The sequence below is a fragment of the Desulfosarcina cetonica JCM 12296 genome (assembly GCF_001311845.1).
Taxonomy (GTDB): Bacteria; Desulfobacterota; Desulfobacteria; order Desulfobacterales; family Desulfosarcinaceae; genus Desulfosarcina; species Desulfosarcina cetonica.
Map to the genome: position 1 here is coordinate 1 of NZ_BBCC01000516.1, position 741 is coordinate 741.

1 protein-coding gene is annotated in these 741 nt (G+C 66.8%); it reads right to left on the reverse strand.

What is annotated here, in order from left to right:
• On the reverse strand, nt 1-741 hold a 741-nt coding region (locus JCM12296_RS35325), incomplete at both ends, for an amylo-alpha-1,6-glucosidase (protein ID WP_281492278.1).

Genomic DNA, 741 nt, shown 5'->3' on the forward strand with positions numbered 1-741 from the left:
CCCGGCGTGCAGGCAGTCGGGAGAGGTAGCCCAGGTCCGCCCGGAAAAACAGCTCCCGGATGGAATGGCGCACCGTTTGGGCCAGCTTGCGCCAGGCGGGTCGATCGGCAGCCCGATCCACGCGTCCGAGATAGTCCAGGGCCGCCTGCCACAGGGCCTGAATCTCGATGGGATATCCCTGGCGCGGGGTTCCGGCCGGGTAGTTGGTGTCCATCCAGGTGAAGTGGGCCGGGCTGAATACCAGCCCGCTACCCGCATCCATGACGATGCCGTTGGGCGTTCCGGCCATGATCGCCCGGGCGATGGCCAACAGCACCTGGCGCAACGGGCGCCCCGCGCAGTCGGTGGTCAAGACCGTTTCCTGGCCCATGACCGCACCCAATTCGTCACAAACGCGGAACAGCCACAAGGGCGCATCGGAGGTATCCCGATTGCCCGTGTCCGTGCCGCGAATCATATTGGGAATCGTGCCGCCTTGTTCGAAGGCGGCGAACTGCTGGATGATGGACAGCGCCTCGGTGTGCCGGCCGGCGGCGATGATGCCGCGCACCACGATCAGGGTGTCGCGGCCCCAATCGAGAAACCAGGGATAACCGGCGATCACCGTGGCGTACTGGTCGCGCCGGACGACGTACTGGTCCAGCGCTTTTTTAAGCGCCGTCACGGGCGCGGCCAGGGGCGCCGTGGTTTCGAAGAAGTCGACCACCCGCCGCGTGAGGTCCTCCGTCACCGGCTGGGCCG